This is a genomic window from Variovorax sp. OK605 (genome assembly GCF_900115445.1).
Lineage (GTDB): Bacteria > Pseudomonadota > Gammaproteobacteria > Burkholderiales > Burkholderiaceae_C > Variovorax.
The window spans coordinates 28647-55107 of record NZ_FOWL01000015.1; the positions used below are offsets into that span (position 1 = coordinate 28647).

A 26461-nucleotide genomic window follows, 5' to 3' on the forward strand; every position below is an offset into this window, starting at 1 on the left:
AAGTTAGCGGTTTTGTTTGCGTGGCCCGGTCTGTCCAGTAAGAGGCACGAATTCGTTCCGTGCCGGTGCATTCCACTCTTTACCGGGCGCCAGATGAACACACACGAGGGACACCGCAGCCGCAAGCAGGCCGCGGTGCAAGCGAGGAGCTTCCATATTTCGCCGCTGGCGCAGGCCGTGGCCCTGGCGCTGGCCGCCGGCACCGCCGCGACGCTGGCCACGCCGGCCCACGCGCAGCGCGCCTTCAGCCCCGCGTGGTTCAACGCCAAGGGCGCGGCGCAGGCCACCGCCACGGCCACCGGCCTGCTGCCCAACGGCATGCCCGCGTCCAGCCTCACGAGCACGGCGGGCCAGCAGCAGCGCGCCAACGAGCAGCTGCAGCAGTCGATCGGCAACCTGAACCTGGCGGCGCGCGGTATTGCGGCGCAGCAGGCGGCGCAGGCCGCGGCGCGCGCGGCGGCACAGAACGATCCCTCCTCGGTGCCCGACGGCCTCGCCGAAGGCGGCCTGAAGGTCGACAGCAACTCGCTCACCGCGGGTTGGCTCAATGCGCGCCCGCTCGACCGCGATTCGCAGAAGAACGTCGACGGCCGCACCGTCGTCACCGTGCAGCAGACGGGCGACAAGGCCATCCTGAACTGGGAGAGCTTCAACGTCGGCAAGAACACGACGGTCGATTTCAGGCAGCAGGCGGACTGGGCCGTGCTCAACCGCGTGAACGACCCCCAGGCGCGGCCTTCGCAGATCCGCGGGCAGATCAAGGCCGACGGCACGGTGCTCGTGGCCAACCGCAACGGCGTGGTGTTCAGCGGCACCAGCCAGGTCGACACGCGCAACCTGGTGGCCGCCGCGGCGCACATCTCCGACGCGCAGTTCAACGCCAGCGGCATCTACAGCGCGGGCACCGCGCCCAGCTTCACCGATGCGCAGGGCAAGGTCGAGGTGCAGGCGGGCGCGCGGATCGCCACGCGCGCGCCGGCAGTCTCCACCGACGGCGGCGGCTATGTGCTGCTGGTCGGCCAGGAAGTGCACAACGCCGGCGACATCGCCACGCCCCGGGGCCAGGCGGCGCTCGCGGCGGGCGACAGCTTCGTCATCAAGAAGGGAGCCGGCACCGGCGGCAACCAGGCCTCCACCACGCGCGGCAACGAGGTCACGCCGCAGTTCAACACCGACAGCCTGGCGGGCAAGGCCGTGAACACCGGGCTGATCGTCGCGCGCGAAGGCGACGTGACGATGGCCGGGCGCGACGTGCAGCAAGCCGGCGTGGTGCTCGCCACCTCCACGGTCAACAACCGCGGCACTGTGCATCTGGGCGCCCTCGGGGCGCAGGGCAAGGTCACGCTCGGCCAGGGCGCGACCACCGCGGTGGCGATCGAGGACGACGGCAAGACCACCGCGCTGGACAGCCAGCGCGACGGCCTGCGCGGGCCCGCGCTGGCCGCCGGCAACCAGGACGTCGTGGCGGTGGCCGACCGCCGCGACCAGTCGCGCATCGAGATCGCGAGCGGCGGCACGGTCGACTTCCAGGGCGACTCGCTGACGCTGGCCACGGGCGGGCAGATCGCGGTCACCGCGGCCCGGCGCACGCTGGTGCGCGACCGCGCGCAGATCGACGTCTCGGGGGCCGTGGGCGTGAACCTGGCCATGGAGAGCAACAACGTCAAGGTCAACGTCCAGGGCAACGAGCAGCGCGACGCGCCGCTCAACCGCGACGGCAAGGCCCTGAACAACAACGACGTGTGGATCGACCGGCGCAGCCTGGTCTTCGTGCCCAAGGGCACCAACGGCTATGCCAGCGACCGCTGGTACACGGCCGGCGGCCTGCTGGAGGTGGGCGGCTACCTGGGTACCGAGGGCCACACCGCCGGCGAATGGATGGCGCAGGGCGGCACCGTGAGCTTCGGCGGGCAGGACGTGGTCACGCAGGCGGGCTCGAACATCAACCTGTCGGGCGGCACGCTGAACGTGCAGACCGGCTTCATCCGCCAGACCTGGCTCAAGGGCGCGGACGGGCGGCTGTACGAGGTTTCCAAGGCACCGGGCGACCAGCGCTACGACGGGCTCTACCGCGGCTTCGAGGACGCGCACAAGCGCTGGGGCGACAAGTCCACGGGGTACTTCTACAACCCGCTCATCGGCCCGCAGAAGCGGCTGGAAGACGGCTACACCGTCGGGCGCGACGCGGGCGAGCTGGTCATCGCCACGCACACCGCGGTGCTCGAAGGCGGCATCACGGCCGAAGCCTTCCAGGGCACGCGGCAGACGCAGGCGCACCAGGCGGGGCTGGACGGCTACGACCAGTCGCACAACGCGGCGTCGCAACGCGGCCAGCTCATCGTCGGCGCGCACGTGCCGATGTTCGACCGGCGCACGGGCGGGCTCGACCACCTGCTGAGCGCCACGGTCGACCAGGTGGAACTCAAGGAGATCACCGAGGCCGGCGAGCGCATCGCGGCGGGACTCGACCTCGACACCGCGCTGCCCGCCGAGCGCAAGGACCGGCTGGTGCTCGACACGGCGCAGCTCAACAGCCTGGCGCTGGGCGCCGTGCGCATCGCCGCCACCGGGCGGATCGAACTCAACGCCGACCTGCAGGTGGCCGCGGGCGGCAACGTCACGCTGTACGGCAACGACGTCGCGGTGAAGGCCAACCTGAGCGCCCACGGCGGCAGCATCGCGCTGGGCAACGTGCTCGCGCAGCCGGGCCCCGGCGGGTGGCTCGACACCTTCGTGAATTCCGAAAAGCCCGTGGGCCATGTGACGCTGGCCGAAGGCGCGACGCTGGACGCGAGCGGCCTGTGGAGCAACCTGGAGCTCGACCCGGCCGCGCCGGGCCTGGCGTATGCCAACGGCGGCAGCGTGTCGATCCGCGTCACCGGCGAGGTGGCGCTGCACAGCGGCAGCGCCGTCGATGTGTCGTCGGGCGCGGTCATGCGCATGGGCGGCAAGACGCAAGGCGGCAAGGGCGGCAGCGTGACGCTGGCAGCCACCACGCCCGCGGGCGTCATTCGGCTCGACCCCGGCGCGCAGCTGCGCGGCCACGGCGTCGCGGGCGGCGGCACGCTGGCGGTGCAGGCCGGCAAGGTGCTGGTCTCCGACCAGCCGGCGGGCGCCGAAGCCGCTGACGCGGCTGCGGCCGGCACGCTGGTGCTGGGCGGCAACTTCTTCGACAAGGGCTTCTCCGCCTACGAGATCACCGGCAGCGAAGGCCTCGCCGTGGCCGAGGGCACGCAGGTCGACGTGACCATGCCGGTGTACCGCTTCAGGGACGACGCGCGCCGCGTGGCCAGCGGCAGCGCCCCGGCGCGGGCGCTCGAGCTGTGGACCCCGCCGCTCTACCAGGAAGACCCGGTGAACGCCGTGCTGCAGCAGCGCAAGGGCGCGAGCCTGAGCCTGCAGGCCTGGCGCAGCCTGCTCACCGAGATCGACCCGGCAGCCAGCACGCTGGTCATCGGGCGCGGGGCGCGCATCGAGGTCGATCCGGGGCAGGCCATCGCGCTGCGCGGGGCCGGCCAGATCACCGTCGACGGCACGCTCAACGCGCACGGCGGCAGCATCGACGTGCGCCAGCAGCAGTACGGCTTCGTCGACGTGGCCGAGGTCACCCCCGACGCCGACGGCAAGGTGCACACGCGCTCGATCTGGATCGGCGACAACGCCGTGCTCGACGTGTCGGGCCGCGCGCACACGGCCACCGACGTGCACGGGCGCACCTACGGCCTCGTGGACGCGGGCGGCCGCATCGTGCTGGGCGGCGCGATCGACCACGACGGGGCCACGGCCACTTCGGCCGACGCCTTCCTGGTCGTGCGCCCCGGCGCGAAGATCGACGCCTCGGGCGCGCAGGCGGCGCTGGACGTGCCGGGCCTGGGCCGCACGAACATCGCCACCGACGGCGGGCGCATTTCGCTGAGCTCGTACCTCGGCCTGCACATCGACGGTTCGCTGCGCGCGGCGGCCGGCGGCGGCGGCGCGGCAGGGGGCTCGCTGGACATCGCGCTCGAATCGCCGCTGTACCGCGCCGCCGGCCTCGGCCGCGCGCAGCAGGAGGCCATCGTGCCGCGCGAGCTGGTGGTGTCGCAGTCGACATCGCAGGCATCGGCGCTGAGCGACGGCGTCGCCCCCGGCCAGGCCGATGCGGCGCTGCGCTACGGCAAGGCCACGCTCTCGGCCGACCGGCTGAGTGCCGGCGGCTTCGACAACCTCACGCTGCTGGCCAACGGCCAGCTCTCGTTCGACGGCGACGTGTCGCTGCGCATGGGCCAGAGCCTCACGCTGTTCTCCAGCTCGCTGTCGCTGGCGGAGTCGTCGAGCGCAACAGCGCGTGTGCAGCTCGCCGCGCCCTACGTCAAGCTGTCGGGCACGGGGGCGTACTACGCGACCACCGGCATCCTGCGCCCGCGCATGATGCACGGCATGACCCCGCTGGACTCGCAGGCCGTGTTCTCGGTGCAGGCCGGCCAGTTGCTCGACCTGGGCAACAGCCTGTCCTTCGGCACCGAGGGCCGCTATGCGATGCAGAGCGAATTCACGCCGGTGCACGTGGAGCGGCGCGGCTTCGAGAAGGTCGAGCTGGCGAGCGAGGGCGACATCCGCTTCCTGCTGGCCAACGACAACGACACGCGCTCGCGGCTGTGGACGCACGGCGGCCTCACGTTGGCCGCGGCGCAGCTCTACCCCGAGACCGGCGCCAGCGCGATGGTGTACGCGGGCTACCGCATGGACCCGGTGGCGCTGCGCACCGTGTTCGACCCCGACAGCCCGCTGCGCATCGAGCGCCGCGGCGACGCGCCGGCGGCCGTTCCGTCCTCGGCCTTCGGCACGCTCGAATTCAGCGCCGCCGTGATCGAGCAGGGCGGCGTGCTGCGCGCGCCGCTGGGCAACATCCGCCTGGGCACCGATGTCGAGCAGGGCGCGCTGCGCGTGGCGCTGCTGCCGGGCAGCATCACCTCGGTCAGCGGCGCCGGGCTGGTCATGCCCTACGGCGGCACGACCGATGGCATCGACTACCGGTACGACGGGCGCTCCCTGCGGCCCGTGGGCGACGGCGGCGGCGCGGGCATCCGCCTGGGCGCCGACCACGTGGACGTGCAGGCCGGCGCGCTGCTCGACCTGTCGGGCGGCGGCGAGCTCACCGGCGCGGGCTTCGTCGCGGGCCGCGGCGGCTCGACCGACGCGCGCTTCCATCCGCTGATGCAGATCGGCGCGGACGGCCGTTTCTCGCTGTCGTCGCTGCCCTCGCTGTCCACCAACCCGGTGTACGCCATCGTGCCCGGCGTGCAGCCGCTGGCCGCGCCGGCCGGCGGTCCGGCGGGGGCTTCGCAGGCGGGCGTGGGCCGCCAGATCACCATCGGCGCCGGTGTGCCCGGCCTGCCCGCGGGCACCTACACGCTGATGCCGTCGACCTACGCGTTGCTGCCGGGCGCCTTCCGCGTGGAACTCAACGGCGTGGCCAAGAGCGTGGGCCCCGCGGGGCAGGCGCTGGCGATGCGCAACGGCTCCTGGGCCAGCACCGGGCAACTGTCGGTGGCCGGCACCGGCCTGCGCGACAGCCTGCCCACGCAGGTGATCGTGACCTCGGCCGACACGCTGCGCACCTACGCGCAGTACAACGAGACCGGCTATGCCGACTTCGTGCGCGCCGACGCCGCGCGCCTGGGCGTGCCGCGCGGGGTGCTGGCGGCCGATGCCGGCACGCTGGCCTTCGTGCTGGGCAACGGGCACGGCGAGGTGTCGTTGAATTTCGACGGCCTCGCGCGCTTCCAGGCCGCCCAGGGTGGGCGCGGCGGCACGGCCGTGGTGCTGGGCAGCTTCATCGAAGTGCTGGGCGCGGGGCAATCGCGCACCGAGGGCTTCAACGGCGCTTCGGTGCGCGCGGACACGCTCGATGACCTGCACGCCGACCGGCTGGTGGTCGGCGCGCGGCCCGTCGTGATCTACGGCCAGCAGGGACGCTACGTCGGCTTCAGCGAGGTGGTGAGCGACGTGACGCTGCGTTCGGGCGCCTTGCTGAAGGCCCCCGAGGTCTTTCTGGCGGGCCGCCGCGACCTGGTGGTCGAGGCCGGCGCCGGCATTTCCACGCTGGGGCAGGGCGCGACGGTCTACGACGCGTCCACGGGCTTCGTCTACCAGCCCGACACGTCGAACGTGCTGGCCGTGTCGAACGGCCGGCTCGACGTGCTGGCACCCGCCGCGGCGGGCAAGGGCTCCATCCGGCTGGGCGTGTGCAACAGCGCGTCGTGCGGCGCGAACAGCACCTTCTATTCGGAAGGCACCATCACGGCAGCCACCAACGGTGCGTTCGAGTTGAACGAAGCGGCGCGCTACGGCACGCGCCATCTCGCGCTGGCGGTGGGCGCGGTGAACGCCGGCTCGGCGCAGTCGCTGGCCGATGCCCAGTCGCGCGGCGTGCTCGCCAGCGGCCTCACGCTGAACCAGGACGTGCTGCAGCGCCTGCTGAACGGCGACACCAGCACCGGTGCGCCGGCGCTCGAGTCGCTCACGCTCACGGCGCGCGACGCCATCAACTTCTACGGCAGCGTCACGCTCGACACCATCGACCCGGCCACGGGCAAGTCGCGGCTGGACACGCTGGTGCTCGGCACGCCGGCCATCTACGGCGCGGGCGGCGCCGGCGACGTGGCGACCATTCGCACGCGCAACCTGGTCTGGAGCGGCGCCATGCAGGCGCCCGGCGCGGTGGCGAGCGGTGGCGAGGGCACCGGCGGTGGTGCGGGCACCGGCAGCGGCATGCTGAACATCGAGGCCGAGCGCATCGAGCTCGGCGACATGCCGCACACCGTGAGCAACGGGCAGGACGACGACGCGCGCCTGGCGCTGGGCTTTTCCACCGTGAAGCTGGGCGCCAGCGAGCGCCTCACCAGCAGCCGCAAGGGCAGCCTGTCGGTCTACCAGAACCAGGGCGCCTACGAAGACGGCAAGGGCTACGCCTACAGCGGCGGCAACCTGGAAATCTCGACACCGCTGATCACCGGCGAGGCCGGCGCGGTCAACCGCATCACCGCCGGCGGCACGCTGCGCATCGGCGCGCCCGAGGGCAACCGGTACGGCGACGCGGTGGGCAAGGGCATCCAGGCGCTGGGCGCGGAACTCGCGTTCAACGCCGGCAACATCGTGCTGGCCACTGCGGTCGTGCTGCCCAGCGGCAAGCTCACGCTGACGGCGCAGGACGACATCACGCTGGCCGACGGCGCGCTCATCGACGTCAGCGGCCGCAAGCTGGCCTTCAACGACGTCGACAAGTTCAGCTGGGGCGGCGACGTCAGCCTTGAAAGCCAGGCCGGCAGCATCCGCCAGGCGGCCGGCGCGACCATCGACCTCTCGGCGCAGGAGAACCGGGCCGGCACGCTCAAGGCCGTGGCGCTGGGTGCATCCGCTGGGGTCGTCGATCTGCAGGGCCGCATCCTCGGCGCCAGCAGCGGCCACTACGACGCCGGCGGCACGCTGGTGCCGTTCAAGGCGGGCAGCGTGGACATCCGCGCGCAGCGCCTGGGCGACAGCGGCACGCTGAGCGACCAGTTCGCGGGCCTCAACCAGCGCCTGAACGACGGCGCGGTGTTCGGCAACCGCAGCTTCCAGCTCAAGCAGGGCGACCTTGCCATCGGCAACGGCCTGAAGGCGGGCGAGGTGAACGTGTCGCTCGACAACGGCAGCCTCACGGTGCTGGGCACCGTCGACGCCAGCGGCGAGCGCGTGGGCAGCATCCGCCTCGCGGGCAGGAACGGCCTGACCCTCGGTGGCGGCGCGGTGCTCGACGCGCACGGCACGGTGCTGCGCGTGGACAGCCGCGGCCAGATCATCGACGCGCCCAACCGCGCCATCGTCGAGCTCAGCGGCGGCGACGGCATGCTGACGCTGGCCAGCGGCGCGCGCATCGACCTGCGCCACGGCACCGACGCCGCGGTAGGCACGCAGCCCGGCCAGCACGACGGCCAGCAGCGCGGCACGCTCGAACTGAACGCGGCGCGCACCGGCGAGACCAGCGGCGACATCAAGGTGGACGCCAGCGGCAGCCTGAACATCGAAGGCGCACGCTCCATCGCGCTCAACGCCGTCTGGCGCTACGACGACAGCGACCCGCTGGCCGTCATCAAGGACGGGCTGGACTCGGTGAGCGGCCGCCCGTACCGCGAGGTCACGCAGAACTACCTGGACCACAAGCACGCGCAGAGCACGCTGTTCATGGACGCCGCGCTCGCCAACGGCGCGCTGCTGCACGGCAAGCTCGCCGGCCTGAACAACGCCACCTATGCCGACGCGCTGCACCTGCGCCCCGGCGTGGAAATCGTGACCGGCAAGGACCTGGTGGTGCAGGGCGACCTCGACCTGTCGGGCTACCGCTATGCCAGCCTGAACCCGCGCACGCAGAAGACCGGCGTGTACGGCTCCGGCGAAGCGGGCAGCCTGGTGCTGCGCGCCGCCGGCAACATGGAGATCTACGGCAGCATCAACGACGGCTTTGCGCCGCCGCCGGTCACGCCCGACGAAAACGGCTGGGCGCTGGTGCCGGGCGTGCAGCCCTACAACGGCGACCTGGTGCTGCCGATCGGCGGCGTTCACCTGGCCGAGGGCACGGCGTTCCCGTCGGGCAGCACGCTGAACTACGACCTGCCGATCCAGGAACTCACGCTGGGCGCGGCCGTGCGCCTGCCGGGCGCCGCGACACTGGCGCAGCCGCTCACCCTGGCCGCGGGCACCGTGCTGGCCGCCGACGTGCGCGACGCGTCGGGCACCCTGCTGCATGCGCGCGGCACCTTGCTGAAAGAGGCCGTCACGCTGGACGCGGGTACGCAACTGGGCGCCGGCACGCCGCTGCCCGCGGGCACCGCGCTGCGCGCCATGCTGTGGCCCAAGGGCGTGCCGCTGCCGGTGGCCTACGAGAACGACTTCGTTCGCAACACCGTGCTGCTGCGCGGCCCGCTGGACCTGCGGCGCGGCGCGCTGATTCCGTCGACCACCAAGGTGGTGCTGGACGAGGGCGTCGGCTTCATCGAACTGCGCCCGGCCGGCGACGGCACGCGCGGGCGCAACTGGGCGCTGGCACCGATGCTGGCCGCGGGCAGCGAGTCGTGGTCGATGCGGCTGGTGGCCGGCGCCGACACGGACGCCGCCGACACCCGCATCGCGATGCCCCGCACCGGCAGCCTGCGCGTGGCCGACACCCACTACGGCGCCGTGGTCGCCAAGGGCGCCGCGGTGGTCTGGGGACCGGACAACATCTTCGGCGAGCCCCCGGGAACACCGGTTCCCGACGAGTACCTGTCGCTGTGCGAGCTCTTCGAAGGCCTTTGCGTGTCGACCGGTCCGGCCAAGGATGTGCTCGCCGTGCACGGCCAGGGCCTGAGCGTGGTGCGCACCGGCACCGGCGACCTCGACCTGATCGCCTCGGGCGACATCGACGTGCGTTCGCTGTACGGCATCTACACCGCCGGCACGCAGTCCGCGGGCGTCGACGCCCGCTTCAACCAGGCGCGCGGCAACGCCACGGGCGCGAACAGCGTGCTGGGCGTGGGCGGCGCGGCCTACGAATCGCTGGTGGCCGGTGATGCCGCGGGTGGCCGCGTCTACCAGGCCTGGTTCCCCGAGGCCGGCGGCAACCTCACGGTGCGCGCGGGCGGCAACCTCACGAGCGACATGCTGACCGCGCCCTCGCAGGACGAGGTGCAGAAGGCCAGCGTGGGCGTGGGCAACTGGCTCTGGCGCCAGGGCGACGGCAGCGCGGCCATGCCCACGGCGTGGTGGATCAACTTCGGCAGCTACGCGCGGGACCCGGCAGGCATCTTCGGCACGGACGTGAAGCCGTCGCTGGTGGGCTTCACCGGCTTCGGCACGCTCGGCGGCGGCAATGTGCAGGTGCAGGCCGGCGGCAATGCCGGCATGCTCGAGCGCAAGGGCACGGCGCGCAGCCAGGGCCTGGTGGTGGCGGTCGGCAGCACCGGCCGCGTGGCCGACGACGGCAGCCTCGTGCTCACCGGCGGCGGCGACATCGACATGCGCATCGGCGGCGGCGTCAACAGCTCGCAGCTGGCGCGCGGCAACGCCAACAGCAGCGTCGTGCCCAACCACGACCTGCAGGGCGCGCTGGTCAACCTGCGCGGCGCCACGCAGCTGAGCGCGGCGTCGGTCGGCGGCATGATCCTGGGCGGGCGCGACCTGAAGGACCCGCGCGCCTTCGACCCCTTCAGCGCGAACCGGGCCGAATCGACCGGCGGGCTGGTGCTGATTCCGGGCGACTCGGCGATGCGCATCGACACGCTGGGCGACCTGGTGGTGGGCGCGGCGGCCGACCCGGGCCGCGTGAAGCTGCAGAACAGCTCGCCCTTCAGCACGGCCTCCGCCTCCTACGGCGGTGGCGGCCTGAGCTGGTTCTCGCTGTGGACCGACCGCACCGCCATCGACCTGTTCTCGGCCGGCGGCAGCCTGACGCCGAGCACGCAGATGAGCGAATCGACCGAGCAGTCGCTGACCGCCAGCGTCAACGCGGCGGCCACCGACTACCGCTTCGTCTATCCGGCGATCCTGCGCGCGGTGGCCGCGGGCGGCAGCATCTACAGCGGCGCGGCGGCCAACTCGGCGAGCAACGGTGTCAACGACGCCGCGTCGCGCACGTCGCTGCTGCTGGCGCCGTCGCGCAGCGGCCAGCTGGAGCTGCTGGCGGGCGATTCGCTCTACATGGGCAGCTACGCCATCAACCAGTCGGGCGCGGACCCGGCGGCCATGCCCGGCCCGCTGCACCCGGCCTTTGCCGGCTTCGGCGGCGACAACGGCAACACGCGCGTGACCAGCAACTTCGGCACCGAAGGGCTGGGCATGACGGCGCGCACCGATCCGATGCGCCTGTTCGTGTTCGCGCCCGAAACCTACGCGGGCACGGCCGGCGACGCGCCACGCACGCCGTCGCGTTTCTATGCAATGACCGGCGACGTCGTGGGCCTGCGCAGCGGCGAGATCCTGGCGCGCGAAGACGGCCGCACCTGGTACGAGGCAGCGGCGCCGAGCTGGGTGATGGCCGGGCGCGACATCGTGAGCGCGGGCACCGTGCTCGGGCAGCCCATGTCGGTGAGCCAGGACGTCGCGGCCACCTCCAGCGGCAACCTGGCGGTCCATGGGCATGCGCAGGACGTGTCGCGCGTGGTGGCCGGGCGCGACATTCTCTACAGCAGCTTCTACGTGGCGGGCCCCGGCACGCTGGAGGTGAACGCGGGCCGCAACATCGTGATGGAAGACCGTGCCGCCATCGCCAGCCTGGGGCCGGTGACGCCGGGCGACAAGCGCCCCGGCGCGAGCATCGCGATGACGGCGGGCGCCGGTGCGCAGGGCGCGGACTACGCCGGCTTCCTGGCGCGCTACCTCGGCGCGGCCAACCGCGCGGAAACCGGCACGCCGCTGGCGGGCCAGCCCGGCAAGGTGGTGAAGACCTACGAGGCCGAGCTGCTCGCATGGCTTTCCGACAAGGACAACGGCCTGGGCTTCGGCGGCACGGCGGACGAGGCGCAGGCCTTCTTCGACGCGCTGCCGGCCGCGCAGCAGCGCGTGTTCGCGCGCCAGGTGTATTTCGCCGAGCTGAAGGCCGGCGGGCGCGAGTACACCGACGCCGACGGCGTGCGCTTCGGCAGCTACCTGCGCGGGCGCAATGCCATCGCGGCGTTGTTCCCCGAGGCCGATGCCGCGGGCGGCAAGCTCAGCTACCGCGGCGGCATCACCATGTACGGCCCGGCCGGCGTCAACACGCTGTTCGGTGGCGGCATCCAGATGCTGACGCCGGGCGGTGCGCAGGTGTTCGGCATCGAGGGCGACGCGCCGGTGGCCAAGGGCGGCATCACGCCGGGGGTCATCACGCAGGGCAAGGGCGACATCGCGATGTACGCGCTGGGCAGCATCCTGCTGGGGCAAAGCCGCATCATGACCACCTTCGGCGGCGGCATCCTGGGCTGGTCGGCCGAGGGCGACATCAACGCCGGCCGGGGCTCCAAGACCACCGTGGTCTACACGCCGCCCAAGCGCGAGTACGACCAGTGGGGCAACGTGACCTTGTCGTCGAACGTGCCGAGCACGGGCGCGGGCATTGCGACGCTGGCGCCGATTGCCGAAGTGCCGGCCGGCGACATCGACCTGATCGCGCCCTTGGGCACCATCGACGCGGGCGAGGCGGGCATCCGGGTGTCGGGCAACGTGAACCTGGCGGCGCTGCAGGTGGTGAACGCCGACAACATCGCGGTGCAGGGCAAGAGCACCGGGCTGCCGGTGGTGGCGGCGGTGAACGTGGGTGCGCTGGCCAACGCCAGCGCCGCCGCGGCGCAGGCCGCGACCGCCGCCCAGGACGTGCTGCAGCGCGAGCGCTCGGCGCAGCGCCAGGCGCTGCCGTCGGTGTTCAGCGTGCGCGTGCTGGGCTTCGGCAACGAGCCCGCGAGCGGTGCCACGGAAGGCGGCGAGGTGCGGCGCAAGCCGGCGGAGCAGGCCAGCTACGACCCGTCGGGCTTCATCCAGGTGGTGGGCCACGGCGCGCTGACCGACGCGCAGATCGCGCGGCTCAACGAGAGCGAGCGCCGCGGCCTGCCGCGCGGACGCTAGGCCGCCAGCGCCATGACCACGCTCATGTGCGTGCCCCGCTCGCAGACCGAGGCGGAGGCAGGGACCGACCGCGCGCCGCCGCCGGATTTCCAGGCGCTGCTGGCGGCCAACTACGTGCTGCTGCACCGCCGGCTCGCGCGGCACCTGGGCTGCGCCGACGCGGCCACCGAGAGCCTGCACGATGCCTGGCTGCGGCTGGCCGGCACCGGCCTCGCCGACGCGGTGCACAGCCCGGTGGCCTACATCTACCGCGTGGCCTGCAACGCGGCCCTGGACCGGATGCGCGCCGAGCGGCCCTGGCAGTACGCGGGCGACGCGCAGGAAACGCTGGAGCACCTGGCGGACCAGTCGCCCGGGCCCGAGCTGATCGCCGAGGCGCGCTCCGACCTGAAGGCGGTGGAGCGCGCCATGCAGGGGCTGCCGCACCGGCACCAGGACATCTTCGTGGCGCTGCGGGTGCACGAGCTGTCCCGCCACGAGGTGGCGGTGCGCCACGGGCTGTCGCTGCGGCGGGTCGACACCACGCTGCGCCAGGCGCTGCTGCACCTGCCGCATCGGCCGCGCCTGTCGTCTCGTTCGCCTCTTTCGCCTCTTTCGTCCTTGCCGCCGCTGTCGGCCGGCCGTTGCGTCACCGCCTGACCCGGCCATAAGTAGTGCTTAGGGTTTAGATTCTTGGAACCGCGTAACAAAAGGGGTATGGTGTATCCATCATGGACAGCACCCGACTCGTTCTCAGCGTTCCAGAAGGCTGGACGGGTTGGATCGAGCTCATGCGCACGCCCAGCGGCACCTATGCCGGCATCTGCGAGCTGAGCCTGCGCGGCATTCCGCGTTGCGCCCTCGTGATCACCCAGCAGCTGTCGTGGGACGCCGCGGTGGAACGGGCCACGCGCCGGGCCGACCATTTCGTGCGGCAATGGGGGCCGGAGCGCACGCACTGAGTCTCTTGCGGCGGTGCAGCAGCCGCAGCGGGCTCGTGGTAGAAACCGCGAGCTTTCAGATCCGCGCATGAACGCACGACCACGTGTGCTCCCGCGCCACTCCACCCTCCGCTCCATGCCGAACTCCCGCAGCCGGGCTGCCGACCGACCGCTCGCCCGCTGCCTGGCCTGGCTGCTGCTCGGCCTGGCCGCCCTGTTCCTGGCGGGGTGCGCCGGCTTGCCCGGCAACGTGCAGCGCACGCCGTCCACGGTCATTGCGGACGGCGCCGACACCACGCTCGGGCGCCTCGTGAAGGCGGCGGCCCCGCCCGTCGAGGCGGGCGCCCAGCCGCTCAGCGGGTTCCGCCTGCTGCCCATGCCGCAGTTCTCGCTGCACGCGCGCATCGAGCTCGCGCGGCGCGCGCAGCGCTCCATCGACGTGCAGTACTACCTCGTGCAGAACGACGAGACCGGCCGCTACCTGTTGCGCGCGCTGCGCGACGCGGCCGACCGGGGCGTGCGCGTGCGGCTGCTGGTGGACGACCTGTACACGGCCGGCGCCGATCCGCTGTTCACCAGCTTCGCCTCGCACCCGAACGTGGAGGTGCGCCTGTTCAATCCGTTCCCTGCCGGGCGCGACCGCTTCGGCACGCGCTGGGCCTGGTCGATCCTGGACTTCGACCGCGTGCACCGCCGCATGCACAACAAGCTCTACGTGGTGGACGACAGCATCGGCGTGATGGGCGGGCGCAACATGGCCAACGAGTACTTCCTGCGCGACGGGGGCTCGAACTTCATCGACATCGACACGCTGGTGGCCGGCGCGGTGGTGCCGCGGCTGTCCTCGCTGTTCGACATGTACTGGAACAGCCCGTACGTGTACCCCATCGACTCGCTGGTGCCCGCCACCGGCGAGACGCCGCAGCAACTGCGCGAGCGCTTCGACCGGCTGACCACCGGCCCCGAGGAGCTGCACCCGGAGGAGCCCGACTCCACCGACCTGCTGGGCAACAACCCGCTGGCCAAGGACCTGGACGCCGGCGCGCTGAAGCTGGTGTGGGCGCGCGCCGAGGCCTATGCCGACGCGCCGGCCAAGGCGCTGGCGCCCAGCGAGGAGGCGCGCGGCCTGCCCGCCGACGAGTCGCGCGACAGCGTGCTCTACAACGTGCGCCGCTACCTGCGCGGCGCCGAGAACGAGATCATGCAGACCACGCCCTACCTGATTCCGGGGCGCGGCGGCATGGAGACCATCAAGCTCGTGCGCGGCAACGGCGTGGCCTACAGCATCGTCACCAACTCGCTGGCGGCCACCGACGAGTCGCTGGTGCACATCGGCTACCGCCGCTACCGCGCCGAGATGCTGCGCCTGGGCGTGGAGCTGTACGAGCTGAGCCCCAAGCGGGTGGAGCAGACCAAGCGCTTCGGCATGTACGGCTCGGCCAGCGGGCGGCTGCACGGCAAGTCGGCGGTGATCGACCGCAAGACGGTGTTCATCGGCTCGATGAACTTCGACCCGCGCTCGATGCTGCACAACACCGAGATCGGCATCTTCATCTTCAGCCCGCAGATCGCGCAGCAGCTCACCAGCCTGATCGGCTTCATCCGGCTGGACGGGGCCTACCAGCTGCAGCTGGGGCCCACCGGGGCCATCGAATGGGTCAGCCCGGCCTCGGGCGACGCGGCCGACACCATCCTGCACCAGGAGCCCGAGACGGATTTCTGGGCCCGCTGGCGGCTCGACCTGCTGGCACCGCTGGTGCCCGAGAGCCTGCTCTAGCAAAGGCGCAGCCGCAAGCGCCGGCGGCCCGCATCCTCAAAACAGGGGATGGCGAGGGGACGGAGCCCACAGAAGAATCGCATCGCTCGTGTTACGAGTTGATTCTTTTGTTTTCTCCCTCAATACCCCAGAACTTCCAGAGCCATCCATGAAAACAGACTTCGCGACTCCGGCAACCTCCGGCCCGTTCTTCAAGACGACACGGTCAGCGTGCGCCGTGGCGCTGCTGGTCTCGCTCGCCGCGTGCGGTGGGGGCGGGGGCGGCGGTGGTGGCGGGTTCGCCGGGTTCCCGGCCACGGGCAGCAGCAACCCGCCGGTCAGCGAGCCGCAGGCGGCCACGGCTGTTACGTTTTCGGGTACCGCGGCCTCCGGTTTGCCGCTGTCGGGTACCGTCACCGTCAAGGACGCCAAGGGCACGACCAAGACCGTGCCGCTGGAAGGCGGCGCCTACCAGATCGACGTGACCGGCATGACCGCGCCCTTCGTCTTTCGCGCCGAAGGCACGGTGGGCGGCCAGCACGTGGTGATCCACTCGGCCGCCACCGCCGCGGATGCCAACGGCACCATCAACATCACGCCGCTGACCGACCTGGTGGTGGCCAACATCGCCGGGCGCCTGGCCGCGCAGTACTTCGACGGCGGCGAGTTCGCCTCGCTCACGCCCGACGAGCTCAAGGCCGAGTCCGACGCGCTGAAGGCCAAGCTGCTGCCGGTGCTGCTGGCGCTGGGCGTGGATTCCAGCATCGACCTGCTGCGCACGGCGTTCACGCCGCTGTCCAGCGCGCTGGACAAGGCGCTCGACGTGCTGCGCGTGAGCGTGGACCCGGTGAGCAACGTGGCCACCATCACCAACATCGTCACGCAGCAGCAGATCACCGACGACCTGGCCGTGAAGGCCGCGCAGGACGCCGGCAGCACGCCGATGAGCGGCACCGGCATGGGCACGGCGGCGGACGACATCACGCTGATCCGCAAGGTGCTGAGCGACTACGTAGGCAAGTTCGCGAACGGCCTGCCGGCGGCGGGCGAGCTGCTGCCGCTGATGACCGACAGCGGCAACCCCGTCACCGGGACCTATGGCTTCAGGTCTTCCGACCTCACCGCCGCGCAGTTCGCCAACCAAGCGGTGACGGACACCAACCTGGTGGGCGCGAGCTTCGCGGACGTGGTGATCAACCGCATCAACTACACCATCGACGCGAACAACACGAGCCCGCGCGCCTTCGTCGAGTTCACGCACCGCGACAAGAACGGCGTGGCGTTCAGCAACAACCAGGGCATGCAGATCGTGAAGGGCACCGACGGCGTGTGGCGCCTGCGCGGCGACGGCCGCGTGTTCGACCTGAACCCGCAGATCCAGGCGAGCAAGGACAAGACGTCGGGCTGCGTGAGCACCGCGCTGGAGTTCAACATCGAAGACCTGAACACGGGCAACAGCAGCAACGTGGCGTCGGTCGTGGTCACGGGCCCGGGGCTGCCGGCCGGCGGCCTGCGCCACCTGCGTCCCTCGACCGGCGGCTTCTGGCCGCTGGAAGCCACGCCGGGCAACAACTATTACTACCTGGCTTCGAACTGCAACGGCCTGCCGAGCGCCAACCTGAGCGATGCGGACATTGCCGCGATTCCCGCCACGCCCGAGTACACCTTCACCGCCTACGAAAGCGACGGCACCACGGTGGCCAAGTTCAGCACCTTCGACATCATCTACAAGCACCGCTTCCACGCCCGGCCGATGACGCTGGCCGAGGCGACGGCCGCCACCTACCCGAGCTTCACGACCACGCCCAGCCTGGCTTCCTATGCGGGCGGGGGCGACTTCGCCGTCAGCGCGACGGGCCTGAACCCCGGTTTCTCCGCGGAGTTCTTCCTGAACCTGTTCGTCAGCTCGAGCGTCAGCGCAAAGGACCAGTCCGACGTGGCGCCGTCGGCAGCGGGTGCCGCGTCGAAGACCTTCAACCTCTCGGTGCCGAACGCGCCGCTCTTCAAGAACATGTTCGTCGGCACGCGAGACGCCAACTGGCGCGCCCTGGTGCTGCGAGACACCTACGCGGTCCTGCCCTGAAAGCAGAAAAGCCCCGCGAGGGGCTTTTTTCATGGGCGCGGGGCGTTGCCCGTCACTGCAGCGTCATTGCCGCGTCACTGTTGCAAGAGGCCGTTGAGATAGGGCTCGGGGTTCACGGCGTTGCCGTTCTTGCGGATCTCGAAGCGCAGCTTCACGCGGTCGGTGTTGCTCTTGCCCATCTCGCCGATCTTCTCGCCCTGGCGAACCACCTGGTTCTCCTTCACGAGGATGGTCTGCAGGTGCGCGTAGGCGGTGAGGTAGGTCTCGTTGTGCTTGACGATGATCATGTTGCCGTAGGCCGGCAGTTCGCCGCCCACGTACACCACGCGGCCGTCGGCCGAGGACACGATCGGATCGCCCAGGTTGCCGGCGATGTCGATGCCCTTGTTGCGCACGCCGTCGAAGCGCGCCAGCGTCGCGCCGGTGGCGGGGCGCACGAACAGCGCGGCCGGCTTCTGCACGGGCGGCGTGACCACGGGCGCGGGGCGCGGCGTGAGGTCGGTGGTGGTACAGGCCGCGAGGCTCGCGGCAACCAGCGCCAAGGCGGCGGTACGGAAAACAAGAGTCTGAAGATGCATGGCGCTGTGTTGGAACGGATTCGTTGCGGAGGGTTCCGGCGATCTGGCTCGCCTCGGCTCCCGAAGGAGAGCACGCGGGCGATGCTAGCAAACTGCCGCGACGGTGCCCCACGAAAGAGCAACCGGCTGTGCAGGGGCCATCGGCGCCGGTGCGCCCGGTGAGCCCCTGTTCTTGTGGGTTACTTGAGCGGAATCGGCGTGCCGCGGTCGATCGCCACCGCGGTGATGCTGTTCTTGGGCGAGCCGTCGATCAGCAGGTCGGAGTAGGTCAGGTAGACCAGCGTGTTGCGCTTGGGGTCCACCATGCGCACCACGCGCAGGCGCTTGAAGAGAATCGACAGCCGCTCGCTGTAGACCTCCTCGCGCTTGGGCAGCGGCTGCGTGACCGTCACCGGGCCGACCTGGCGGCAGGCGATGGAGGCCTCGGCCTTGTCTTCGGCCAGGCCCACCGCGCCCTTGATGCCGCCGGTCTTGGCGCGCGACACGTAGCAGGTCACGCCCGTCACCTTGGGGTCGTCGTAGGCCTCGACCACGATCTTGTGGTCGGGGCCGATGAGCTTGAAGGCGGTGTCGACGTCGCCCACGACTTCCGCGTGCGCCGAGGCGGCCATCGCGAGCCCGAGGCCGAGTGCGGTATGAAGAAGGGCGGTGTGGAGGGCGGGGCGAAGTGTCATGCGCAGGTGCGTGTTCAAACGATGTCGATCGTGTGCACGCGGTCGAAACTGCCGCGGCGCCGGTCTTCGAAGTAGTGCTCGAGCGTCTCGCGCACCGTGCGAAAGGCGATCTCGTCCCAGGGAATTTCTTCCTCGGTGAAGAGCTTCGCCTCGATGGTCTCGTGGCCGGGGTCGAACTTGTCGTCCAGCAGCCGGGCGCGGTAGAACAGGTGCACCTGGCCCACGCGCACCACGCTGATGACGGAAAACAGCCCCTCCATCACGTAGTTGGCGCCGGCCTCCTCGTCGGTCTCGCGGGCCGCGCCCTGGGCGGTGGTTTCCTCGAGTTCCATGAAGCCGGCGGGCAGCGTCCACTTGCCCCAGCGCGGCTCGATGTTGCGCTTGCACAGCAACACCTTGTCGCCCAGGACCGGGATCGTGCCCACCACGTTCAGCGGGTTCTCGTAGTGGATGGTGTGGCAGGCCGGGCAGACGGCGCGCTGCTTGGTGTCGCCGTCGTCCGGCACGCGGTAGACCACCGCGGTGCCGCAGTTCTTGCAGTGCTTGATGGGAACGCGCAAAAGCATGAAGCCGGCCGCCGTCTTCAGACGACCTTGACGGTCAGTTGGGGCAGGCCCGCGACTTCGCCCACGAGCGTGTCGCCGGCCACCACCGCGGCCACGCCTTCCGGCGTGCCCGTGAAGATCAGGTCGCCGGGCTGCAGTTCCCAGGCGGCCGACAGGTGCTCGATGGTCTCGGCCACGTTCCAGATCAGCTTGCTCACGTTGCTGCGCTGGCGGTCGGTGCCGTTCACCTGCACCGAGATCTCGGCCTTCTCGGCGTCGCCGGCCTGCGCCACCGGCACGATCGGGCCGATGGGCGCGCTCTGCTCGAAGCTCTTGCCGATGTCCCAGGGGCGGCCCTGCTTCTTCATTTCGTTCTGCAGGTCGCGGCGCGTCATGTCCAGGCCGACGGCGTAGCCGTAGATGTGCTTGTGCGCGTCGGCCGCCAGGATGTTCTTGCCGCCGGTGCCGATGGCCACCACCAGTTCGATCTCGTGGTGCAGGTTCTTGGTGAGCGAGGGGTAGGCCATGGTGCCGGTCTGGCCCGCATCGACCACCACCAGCGCGTCGGCCGGCTTCATGAAGAAGAAGGGCGGCTCGCGGCCGGTGAAACCCATTTCCTTGGCGTGCTCTTCGTAGTTGCGGCCCACGCAATAGATGCGGTGCACCGGGAAGCGGGCGGGCTGGCCGGCCACGGGAACCGAAACGGGGGCGGGCGGGGCGAAGACGAACTCGGAAGCCATTGCGACGTGTCCTTTTTGAGCGAAACCTGAGCGGGAAGCCGGCAGTGTGCCAGAGGCGGCAGGCTCACAATAGACGCCCCGCGCATCTCATCGTTTCCACCATGCCCATCCGAATCGGCAAAGCCGGCAAGGCCAATGTCCTCAACGAACTCGGTCGCCAGCGCGACGACGACGGCGACCAGGACGGCGCGCTCCAGGCCTACGCCCAGGCCAGCGCCGTGCATCCGCACTGGGCCGCGCCCTGGTACAACGCCGGCCTCATCCACAAGTACCGCGGCGAATGGGCCGCCTCGCTGCAGGCCAATGCCCGCGCGGTGCAATGCGAGCCCGGCAACGAGGGGGCGATCTGGAACCTCGGCATCGCCGCCACCGCGCTGGGCGACTGGGCCACGGCGCGCCGCGCCTGGCGCCAGTACGGCATCGGCATTGCGGACGGCGAAGGGCCGGTCGACCACTTCGTGGGCCTCACGCCCATCCGCGTGCACGGCGACGGCGGCACCGAGGTGGTCTGGGCCGACCGCATCGACCCGGCGCGCGCCATCCTGCGCAACGTGCCCACGCCGGCCTGCGGCCACCGCTACGGCGACCTCGTGCTGCACGACGGCGCGGCCAACGGCTACCGCCTGCGCGGCGAGCGCGAGGTGCCGGTGTTCGACGCGCTCGAGCTGATCGCGCCGTCCGAGTACGCGACCTACGAGGTCTCGATCGACGACGCCACGCAGGAAGAAATCGAGGCGCTCGTCGAGCGCTTCAAGGCCGCCGGCGCCACGGCCGAGAACTGGACCGCCAGCATGGAGGTGCTCTGCCGCGCCTGCTCCGAAGGCCGGCCCCATGCGGACGGCGGGCACAACCACGGCCCCGGCGAGCCACCCGCCGCGCTGGGCCCCTGGCGCCTGGGCATCGCGTCGCGCGAGGAGGCGGCCGCGCGCCGCATCCTGGACGAATGGCGCGCCGGCGTTTCAACCGCGGCCTCGCTGCACGACTTCCGCTGCGTGCTGCAGGCTTCACCCCGCGCCTGAAGCTGAAGCCAAGGAACGCTATGCTTGGAAAATCATGAAGCTGCATAACTATTTCCGCTCGTCCTCCTCGTTCCGCGTGCGCATCGCGCTCAACCTGAAGGGCCTCGACTACGAGTACATCCCCGTGCACATCGCGCGCGGCGAACACCGCACCGGTCCTTACTCCGCCATCTCGGCCGACATGCTGGTGCCGCTGCTCGAAGACGAGGGCGAACGCTTCTCGCAATCGCTGGCCATCATGGAGTACCTCGACGAGACGCACCCCGAGCCCGCACTGCTGCCGAGCGACCCCGTGGGCCGCGCCCACGTGCGCGCGCTGGCGCAATCGATCGCCTGCGAGATCCACCCGCTGAACAACCTGCGCGTGCTCAAGTACCTCGTGAAGGACCTGAAGCTCGACGACGAAGCCAAGAACGCCTGGTACCGCCACTGGGTGCGCGACGGCATGCTGGCCTTCGAGCGCCAGCTGGCGCAGCACCCCACGGGCAAGTTCTGCTACGGCAACACGCCGACCCTGGCCGACTGCTGCCTGGTGCCGCAGATCTTCAACGGCCGCCGCTTCGACTGCGACTTCAGCGGCCTGCCGCGCAGCATGGCCGCCTTCGAGGCCTGCATGGACCTCGACGCCTTCCAGCGCGCGCAGCCTTCGCAGTCGCCCGACGCGGAAGCCTGAGCCGCATGAGCCGCATGAACGCGCGCTGGCTCGTGCCCGAGTGGCCCGCGCCGCCGAACGTGCGGGCCGTGTGCACCACGCGCGACGGCGGTGTTTCGCAAGGGCGCTATGAAAGCCTGAACCTCGGCGACCACGTGGGCGACGACGCCGCGCACGTGGCACAGAACCGAGAGCGGCTGCGCGCGGCCATCGGCGCGCGGCCCGTCTTTCTTCAGCAGGTGCACGGCACCGGCGTGGTGGCGCTCGACGCCGCACAGGACGCGGTGCCGGTGGTGCGCGACGGCACCGCGGCAGATGCCTGCACCGCCACGGCCACCGGCCTGGCCTGCACGATCATGGTGGCCGATTGCCTGCCCGTGCTCTTCACCGACGAAGCCGGCCACCGCGTGGCCGCCGCCCATGCCGGCTGGCGCGGGCTGGCGGGCGGGGTGCTCGAGCAGACCGCCAGGGCCTTCGGCTCCGGCCCGGACGGTGCGGCCAGGGTCATCGCGTGGGTGGGGCCGTGCATCGGACCCAGGGCCTTCGAGGTCGGCCCCGAGGTCAAGGCCGCCTTCGAGGCGCATGCGGCCGAAGCCGCTTCGTGCTTCCAGCCCGCGCCCGCCCCGGGCAAGTGGCTGGCCGACCTGCCCGCATTGGCGCGCCAACGTTTGCGCGCGGCGGGCATCTCGGCGGTCTACGGCAACGACGGCAGCGACGGCTGGTGCACCGTTGCCAACCCCTCACGGTTCTTTTCGCACCGGCGTGACGGCGTCAGCGGGCGTTTCGCTTCCCTGGTCTGGAAGGTCTGAGGCGGCGTCTGTCTTCGGCTTCTGCGGCGCCTTCGCTGCCTGCGCCGCAGCCTGCCGTGCCGCCTCCTGTGCCTCGGCCTCGCGCTGCTTCATCGCGCGGCGGCGCCCCGGTGCCCCCATCAGGTAAACCACCAGTGCCACCGGCCCCAATCCGTACAAAAGAAATGTGAAGATGGCGCCCAGCACCGTGCCCGTGGTGTTGGTGGCTTCGGCAACGGCCATCATCACGACGACATACAGCCAACCGATGACGATCAGATGGATAAACACGAGAAGTTTCAGTTGGTAAGTGAACGGGCGGGTCCGCGGGGGCAAGCGTTGTGAGTGCCTTGTGAATGCAGGATACTCAAAACACGCAAGCCATCCGGATCGATTCAGGCGAGGACCAGGAGACATGATGAAGCAACCCACGGGGGCCGATGCGTTCGCGCCCTTCCAGCAGGCACTGACCGAGGGATGGAGCAAGGCGCTGGAATCTTTCCAGCAGTCCGCCGCGCAAGGGGCTTCGGCCTTCAGCCCGGGCGGCACGCCGCTGTGGCAAATGCCGCAGATGCCTCAGATGCCCTCGATGCCCGGGCTCGCCAACGGCATGAAGATGCCCGAGCTGCCCAAGTTCTCCATCGCCCCCGAAAAGCTGCAGGCCATCCAGCAGCAGTACCTGGCCGACGCCACCGAACTCTGGGGCCAGGGCTTCAACGCCAGGCCTGAAGGCGACAAGCGCTTTGCCGGCGACGCCTGGGGCAGCAACCCGGTGTCGGCCTTCTCCGCGGCCGTGTACCTGCTGAACGGCCGCACCATGCTCCGCATGGCCGAGTCCATCGACGCCGACGAGAAGACCCGGTCCCGCCTGCGCTTTGCCGTCGAGCAATGGATGGCCGCTTCTTCGCCGAGCAACTCGCTCGCGTTCAACGTCGATGCGCAGAAGAAGGCCATCGACACGCAGGGCGAGAGCATTGCCCGGGGCATCCAGAACCTGCTGCACGACGTGAAGCAGGGCCACCTCAGCATGACCGACGAGAGCGCTTTCGAGGTGGGCCGCAACGTGGCCACCACCGAGGGCGCCGTGGTGTTCGAGAACGACTATTTCCAGCTGCTCGAATACAAGCCGCTCACGGCCAGGGTGTACGAGCGGCCGTTCCTGCTGGTGCCGCCGTGCATCAACAAGTTCTACATCCTCGACCTGCAGCCCGAGAACTCGCTCATCCGCTACGCGAACGAGCAGGGCCACCGCGTGTTCGTGGTGAGCTGGCGCAACCCCGACGAGTCGATGGCGCAGGCCACCTGGGACGACTACATCGAGAACGCCGCCATCAAGGCGATCCACACGGTGCAAGACGTCACGGGCAGCAAGCAGATCAACACGCTCGGCTTCTGCGTGGGCGGCACGATCCTCAGCACCGCGCTGGCCGTGCTCGCGGCGCGCGGCGAGAAGCCGGCCGCGTCGGTCACGCTGCTGACCACCTTCCTGGACTTCAGCGACACCGGCATCCTCGACATCTTCGTGGACGAGCCGATGGTGGCCTACCGCGAGATGCAGCTCGGCAAGGGCGGCCTGCTGCCCGGCGGCGACCTGGCCTCGACCTTCAGCTTCCTGCGGCCCAACGACCTCGTGTGGAACTACGTGGTGGGCAACTACCTCAAGGGCGAAACCCCGCCGCCGTTCGACCTGCTGTACTGGAACAGCGACGCCACCAACCTGCCGGGCCCGTTCTACGCCTGGTATCTGCGCAACACGTACCACGAGAACAAGCTGGCCAAGCCCAACGCGCTCACCGTGTGCGGCGAGAAGGTCGACCTGGGCAGCATCGACATCCCGGCCTACATCTACGGCTCGCGCGAAGACCACATCGTGCCGATCGGCGGGGCCTATGCGTCCACGCAGCTGCTGCCGGGCAAGAAGCGCTTCGTGATGGGCGCGTCGGGCCACATCGCCGGCGTGATCAACCCGCCCGCCAAGAAAAAGCGCAGCCACTGGATCCGCGACGACGGCAAGTTCCCCAAGACCCAGCCCGAATGGCTGGGCGGCGCGCAGGAGCATCCGGGCAGCTGGTGGACCGACTGGGCACAATGGCTCAAGGGCAATGCGGGCAAGCAGATCCCCGCGCCCAAGGGCTACGGCAACGGCAAGGCCTACAAGGCCATCGAGCCGGCGCCGGGCCGCTACGTCAAGGCGAGAGCCTGAGCTGCGGACACCCAGAACACCTCGATTTCAAATCACTTCAACGGAGATCCTCATGGAAGACATCGTCATCGTTTCGGCAGCACGCACGGCGGTTGGCAAGTTCGGCGGCGCGCTCGCCGGCATTGCGGCCACCGAGCTGGGCGCCATCGTCATCAAGGAAGTGATTGCGCGTGCCAACCTCAGCGCCGACCAGGTCGGCGAGGCCATCATGGGCCAGGTGCTCGCGGCCGGCGCCGGCCAGAACCCCGCGCGCCAGGCATGGCTGAAGGGCGGCGGTACCAAGGAAACGCCGGCGCTCACCATCAACGCCGTGTGCGGCTCGGGCCTGAAGGCCGTGATGCTGGCGGCCCAGGCCGTGGCCACGGGCGACAGCGAGATCGTCATTGCCGGCGGGCAAGAGAACATGAGCATGGCGCCGCACGTGCTGCCCAACTCGCGCAACGGCCAGCGCATGGGCGACTGGAAGATGGTCGACACCATGATCGTGGACGGCCTGTGGGACGTCTACAACCAGTACCACATGGGCATCACCGCCGAGAACGTGGCCAAGAAGTTCGGCATCGACCGCGCCGCGCAGGACGAGCTGGCACTGGGCAGCCAGACCAAGGCCGCCGCCGCGCAGGACGCCGGCAAGTTCAAGGACGAGATCGTCGGCGTGAGCATTCCGCAGAAGAAGGGCGACCCGGTCGTCTTCGACCAGGACGAGTTCATCAACCGCAAGACCAGCGCCGAAGTGCTGGCCGGCCTGCGCCCCGCCTTCGACAAGGCCGGCGGCGTGACCGCGGGCAATGCCTCGGGCCTGAACGACGGCGCCGCCGCCGTGATGGTCATGACCGCCAAGAAGGCCGCCGCGCTCGGCCTGAAGCCGCTGGGCCGCATCGCCAGCTATGCCACCGCCGGCCTCGACCCCGCCATCATGGGCATGGGCCCGGTGCCCGCGTCGACCAAGGCGCTGCAGCGCGCCGGCTGGAAGGCCGCCGACCTCGACCTGCTGGAAATCAACGAAGCCTTCGCAGCACAGGCCTGCGCCGTGAACCGCGAAATGGGCTGGGACGTCAACAAGGTGAACGTGAACGGCGGCGCCATCGCCATCGGCCACCCCATCGGCGCGTCGGGCTGCCGCATCCTGGTGACGCTGCTGCACGAAATGCAGCGCCAGAACGCCAAGAAGGGCATTGCCTCGCTGTGCATCGGCGGCGGCATGGGCGTGGCGCTGACCATCGAACGCTGATCACAGGGCGCTTGCGCCCTGTGGGTGTTGCCGCTCAGCGCGACATCGACGGGCGCAGCGCCATCGCGGCGCGCCAGCGCAGCAGCTCGGGGTGCTGTTCCCCGGGCTTGACCCGCACCACGCGGGCGAAGTCCACCGCCACCACGGCGGTGATGTCGGCCAGGCTGAACTGGTCGGCGGCAACGAAGTCGCGGCCGGCCAGCCGCGCATTCAAGGTCTCGAAGAAATGCTGCACGCGCGCCTGGCCGCGCTGTGCCAGCTCGGGAATCTGCGCGTAATTCACAGGGCCCGGCAACGCCCGGCCGGCCATGGCCGGCGAGCCGTTGCGCAGCGTCTCCGCAATGGCCAGCAAGCCCTCGAATTCGATGCGCCAGTTCCAGCTGGCGATCTCCGCCTTGTCCTGCGGCGTGCGGCCCATCAGCGCCGGCTCCGGGTAGCGGGCCTCCAGGTAGGCCGCGATGGCGGCGTTGTCGGTGAGCAGCGCGCCTTCCCCGGTGCGCAGCGCGGGCACCGTGCACTGCGGATTGATCTCGCGGTAGGCGGCGCCCAATTGCTCACCACGGGCGAGGTCGACCTGCACGGTGTCGTGGGCAATGCCCTTTTCGGCAAGCAGGATGCGCGCGCGCCGCGGACTCGGTGCGGTGGCGCAGTCGTAGAGAATCGTCATCGTCTGTTCAA

Annotated in this window: 16 protein-coding genes; 10 read left to right on the top strand and 6 right to left on the bottom strand. The window is 70.6% G+C overall.

Features of this window, described 5'->3' with window-relative positions; genetic code table 11:
* Positions 1 to 93 precede the first annotated feature (93 nt).
* The 5 genes from BM013_RS30325 (at position 94) to BM013_RS30345 (ending at position 17353) form a co-directional block, all read left to right on the top strand.
* A complete protein-coding gene (locus BM013_RS30325) occupies positions 94 to 12594 on the top strand; it encodes a filamentous haemagglutinin family protein (protein ID WP_093132045.1) in 12501 nt (4166 codons plus the stop codon).
* 12 nt (positions 12595 to 12606) lie between these two features.
* The gene (locus BM013_RS30330; protein WP_093132047.1) at positions 12607 to 13233 is read left to right on the top strand and encodes an RNA polymerase sigma factor; all 627 of its coding nucleotides are present in this window, start codon (positions 12607 to 12609) and stop codon (positions 13231 to 13233) included.
* 71 nt (positions 13234 to 13304) lie between these two features.
* Complete coding sequence (locus tag BM013_RS30335; protein WP_093132048.1) at positions 13305 to 13535, top strand: hypothetical protein; 231 nt, start codon at positions 13305 to 13307, stop codon at positions 13533 to 13535.
* A 115-nt stretch (positions 13536 to 13650) separates the two neighbouring features.
* Positions 13651 to 15291, top strand: a complete 1641-nt coding sequence (locus BM013_RS30340; protein WP_093132261.1) for a phospholipase D family protein — start codon at positions 13651 to 13653, stop codon at positions 15289 to 15291.
* A 148-nt stretch (positions 15292 to 15439) separates the two neighbouring features.
* Positions 15440 to 17353, top strand: coding sequence for a hypothetical protein (locus BM013_RS30345; RefSeq protein ID WP_143098415.1), 1914 nt, complete (start codon positions 15440 to 15442; stop codon positions 17351 to 17353).
* Positions 17354 to 17427: 74 nt separating this feature from the next.
* On the opposite strand, the gene BM013_RS30350 is transcribed toward BM013_RS30345, so the two are convergent.
* The 4 genes from BM013_RS30350 to BM013_RS30365 form a co-directional block, all read right to left on the bottom strand.
* Positions 17428 to 17931 (bottom strand): murein hydrolase activator EnvC family protein, encoded by a 504-nt coding sequence (locus BM013_RS30350; RefSeq protein WP_093132052.1) that lies wholly within the window; start codon positions 17929 to 17931, stop codon positions 17428 to 17430.
* Positions 17932 to 18110: 179 nt separating this feature from the next.
* Positions 18111 to 18605: a CreA family protein gene (locus BM013_RS30355; RefSeq protein ID WP_093132263.1), complete on the bottom strand. Its 495-nt coding sequence runs from the start codon at positions 18603 to 18605 to the stop codon at positions 18111 to 18113.
* Positions 18606 to 18619: 14 nt separating this feature from the next.
* Positions 18620 to 19171, bottom strand: a complete 552-nt coding sequence (locus BM013_RS30360; RefSeq protein WP_093052657.1) for an NUDIX hydrolase — start codon at positions 19169 to 19171, stop codon at positions 18620 to 18622.
* A 17-nt stretch (positions 19172 to 19188) separates the two neighbouring features.
* The gene (locus BM013_RS30365; protein ID WP_093132054.1) at positions 19189 to 19890 is read right to left on the bottom strand and encodes a fumarylacetoacetate hydrolase family protein; all 702 of its coding nucleotides are present in this window, start codon (positions 19888 to 19890) and stop codon (positions 19189 to 19191) included.
* 101 nt (positions 19891 to 19991) lie between these two features.
* Here BM013_RS30365 and BM013_RS30370 point away from each other — a divergent pair, with 101 nt between their 5' ends.
* The 3 genes from BM013_RS30370 to pgeF are packed head-to-tail and all read left to right on the top strand — an operon-like array spanning position 19992 to position 22370.
* Positions 19992 to 20909: a hypothetical protein gene (locus BM013_RS30370; protein ID WP_093132056.1), complete on the top strand. Its 918-nt coding sequence runs from the start codon at positions 19992 to 19994 to the stop codon at positions 20907 to 20909.
* 34 nt (positions 20910 to 20943) lie between these two features.
* Positions 20944 to 21582, top strand: a complete 639-nt coding sequence (gene maiA, locus BM013_RS30375) for a maleylacetoacetate isomerase (protein ID WP_093132058.1) — start codon at positions 20944 to 20946, stop codon at positions 21580 to 21582.
* A 14-nt stretch (positions 21583 to 21596) separates the two neighbouring features.
* On the top strand, positions 21597 to 22370 hold the full coding sequence (pgeF, locus tag BM013_RS30380; protein WP_093132060.1) for a peptidoglycan editing factor PgeF: 774 nt from the start codon (positions 21597 to 21599) through the stop codon (positions 22368 to 22370).
* Here pgeF and BM013_RS30385 read toward each other — a convergent pair.
* Entirely contained in the window at positions 22302 to 22640 is a 339-nt protein-coding gene (locus tag BM013_RS30385; protein ID WP_093132265.1) for a hypothetical protein, read from the bottom strand. The genes pgeF and BM013_RS30385 overlap by 69 nt on opposite strands.
* A 124-nt stretch (positions 22641 to 22764) precedes the next feature.
* Here BM013_RS30385 and phaC point away from each other — a divergent pair, with 124 nt between their 5' ends.
* On the top strand, positions 22765 to 24552 hold the full coding sequence (gene phaC / locus BM013_RS30390) for a class I poly(R)-hydroxyalkanoic acid synthase (RefSeq protein WP_093132062.1): 1788 nt from the start codon (positions 22765 to 22767) through the stop codon (positions 24550 to 24552).
* 52 nt (positions 24553 to 24604) lie between these two features.
* Complete coding sequence (locus BM013_RS30395; RefSeq protein WP_093132064.1) at positions 24605 to 25783, top strand: acetyl-CoA C-acetyltransferase; 1179 nt, start codon at positions 24605 to 24607, stop codon at positions 25781 to 25783.
* Between the two features lie 34 nt (positions 25784 to 25817).
* On the opposite strand, the gene BM013_RS30400 is transcribed toward BM013_RS30395, so the two are convergent.
* Complete coding sequence (locus BM013_RS30400; RefSeq protein ID WP_093132066.1) at positions 25818 to 26450, bottom strand: glutathione S-transferase family protein; 633 nt, start codon at positions 26448 to 26450, stop codon at positions 25818 to 25820.
* Between the last annotated feature and the right edge of the window lie 11 nt (positions 26451 to 26461).

Coding starts and splice junctions, on each gene's coding strand:
- BM013_RS30345 (WP_143098415.1), top strand. CDS start 15,440: ATGAAAACAGACTTCGCGACTCCGGCAACCTCCGGCCCGTTCTTCAAG.
- BM013_RS30340 (WP_093132261.1), top strand. CDS start 13,651: ATGCCGAACTCCCGCAGCCGGGCTGCCGACCGACCGCTCGCCCGCTGC.
- BM013_RS30330 (WP_093132047.1), top strand. CDS start 12,607: ATGACCACGCTCATGTGCGTGCCCCGCTCGCAGACCGAGGCGGAGGCA.
- BM013_RS30395 (WP_093132064.1), top strand. CDS start 24,605: ATGGAAGACATCGTCATCGTTTCGGCAGCACGCACGGCGGTTGGCAAG.
- maiA (WP_093132058.1), top strand. CDS start 20,944: ATGAAGCTGCATAACTATTTCCGCTCGTCCTCCTCGTTCCGCGTGCGC.
- BM013_RS30360 (WP_093052657.1), bottom strand. CDS start 19,171: ATGCTTTTGCGCGTTCCCATCAAGCACTGCAAGAACTGCGGCACCGCG.
- BM013_RS30370 (WP_093132056.1), top strand. CDS start 19,992: ATGCCCATCCGAATCGGCAAAGCCGGCAAGGCCAATGTCCTCAACGAA.
- BM013_RS30325 (WP_093132045.1), top strand. CDS start 94: ATGAACACACACGAGGGACACCGCAGCCGCAAGCAGGCCGCGGTGCAA.
- BM013_RS30365 (WP_093132054.1), bottom strand. CDS start 19,890: ATGGCTTCCGAGTTCGTCTTCGCCCCGCCCGCCCCCGTTTCGGTTCCC.
- phaC (WP_093132062.1), top strand. CDS start 22,765: ATGATGAAGCAACCCACGGGGGCCGATGCGTTCGCGCCCTTCCAGCAG.
- pgeF (WP_093132060.1), top strand. CDS start 21,597: ATGAACGCGCGCTGGCTCGTGCCCGAGTGGCCCGCGCCGCCGAACGTG.
- BM013_RS30350 (WP_093132052.1), bottom strand. CDS start 17,931: ATGCATCTTCAGACTCTTGTTTTCCGTACCGCCGCCTTGGCGCTGGTT.
- BM013_RS30335 (WP_093132048.1), top strand. CDS start 13,305: ATGGACAGCACCCGACTCGTTCTCAGCGTTCCAGAAGGCTGGACGGGT.
- BM013_RS30400 (WP_093132066.1), bottom strand. CDS start 26,450: ATGACGATTCTCTACGACTGCGCCACCGCACCGAGTCCGCGGCGCGCG.
- BM013_RS30355 (WP_093132263.1), bottom strand. CDS start 18,605: ATGACACTTCGCCCCGCCCTCCACACCGCCCTTCTTCATACCGCACTC.